This is a genomic window from Streptomyces sp. NPDC048479, assembly GCF_040651435.1.
GTDB lineage: Bacteria > Actinomycetota > Actinomycetes > Streptomycetales > Streptomycetaceae > Streptomyces.
Genome location: NZ_JBEZKA010000114.1, coordinates 1 through 1748 on the forward strand (window position 1 = coordinate 1; position 1748 = coordinate 1748).

At 72.7% G+C, this 1748-nt stretch carries 1 protein-coding gene; it reads right to left on the minus strand.

Annotated features, from left to right (window positions below; translation table 11 throughout):
* A partial coding sequence (locus AB0D12_RS41250; RefSeq protein WP_362695222.1) for a polyketide synthase dehydratase domain-containing protein occupies positions 1 to 1748 on the minus strand: 1748 nt, incomplete at both ends.

The window sequence follows — 1748 nt, forward strand, 5'->3', positions numbered from 1 at the left end:
GCACACCACGCTCGACCACCAGATGACGGGCAAACAAACCACCCAACGTGCCACTCGCACCCGTCACCAACACCGTGCCCTCGAAGCCGAGTTCAGGAGCAGCTTCGACAGCGGCTCCGGAACGCGTCAGCTTGGGCACCCGTACCGCGCCACCCCGCACCGCGACCTCCGGCTCGCCAGAGGCGAGCCCGGCAGTCAGCGCGCGATAGGAAGCGTCGGTCCCGTCGGTGTCGGCCAGGACGAAGCGGCCCGGGTTCTCCGACTGGGCGGAACGCACCAGACCCCACACCGGAGCATGCACCAGGTCGCTCACGTCCTCGCCCGGCACCGCAGCCACCGCACCCCGCGTCAAGAACACCAGACGCGAGTCCACGAACCGCTCGTCGGCCAGCCACTCCTGCACCAGACCCAACGCACGCTCAACAGCCCCATGCACCGCACCCGCCACGTCCGGCGAGTCCGCCGAACCCTGCGCGTCCGCTGCGGACAGCGGGATGCACACCAGCTCCGGCACCGCCGAGCCCGCGTCGGCGAGCGCCGCGAGTCCGGTGTGCGCCTCGTGACGCACACCTACGGCATCGAGTCCCGCGTGGCCGGACCCGTCGTCCGACAGCAGAGCCCAGGGGCGCTGTTCGGCAGTGGACACCGGGGCGAGCGGGAGAACGGTCCAATCGATCTGGAAAAGCGACTCGTGGCGGCCGCCGCGCGCCGCGCCGATCTGGTCGGGCGAGACCGCACGCAGCACCAGCGACTCGACCGAGGCGACCGGTACGCCCGCCGCGTCGGCGAGTTCCAGCGACACGGCGTCACGGCCGGCGGGGGCCAGCCGGACCCGTACCGCGGACGCGCCCGCCGCGTGCAGGGACACATTGGTCCAGGCGAACGGCAGACGCCCCTGGCCGGTGCTCTCCACGAGTCCGCCGAGACCCGCCGCGTGCAGCGTCGCGTCCAGAAGGGCCGGGTGCAGCCCGAACCACTCCGCCGCCTCCGCGGACTCCTCGTCCAGGCTCACCTCGGCGTACACCTCGTCGCCGTGCAACCACGCCGAACGCAGGCCCTGGAAGACCGGTCCGTAGTCGAATCCGGCCGCGGCCAGACCCTCGTACAGACCGTCGATGTCGACCGGTTCGGCGCCGGCCGGGGGCCAGGCGGCGAGATCGAAGGCGGGGGCCGCCGCGCCGGTGGCGAGCACGCCACTGGCATGCCGTGTCCACGGCTCGTCGGCGGGGGCGTCCTCGTCGCGGGAGTACAGCGACAGACCTCGTCGTCCGGACTCGTCCGCGGCGGCGACGGTGAGCCGCAGCTGGACGCCGCCCCGCTCGGGCACCACCAGCGGTGCCTCCAGCGTCAGCTCCTCCAGTACGTCGCAGCCGACCTGGTCACCCGCGCGGACCGCGAGTTCCACGAAGGCCGTGCCCGGGAGAAGGACCGAGCCGAGGACGGCGTGGTCCGCGAGCCAGGGCTGGGTGGCCAGCGACAGTCTGCTGGTGAACAGGAAACCGTCCGAGTCGGGCAGTTCGACGGCCGCGCCCAGCAGGGGGTGGTCCGTCGCGCCGAGCCCGAATCCGGCCGCGTCGCCGGGGCCGGCCTGCACCGCGGCCGAGTTCAGCCAGAACCAGTCGCGCTGGAAGGCGTAGGTCGGGATCTCGACCTGCCGTGCGCCCGTGCCGGAGAAGTACGTCTCCCAGTCGACGGGGGTGCCGTGGGTGTGTGCGTGGGCGAGGGCCGTCGTGATCGTCTCGGGTTCG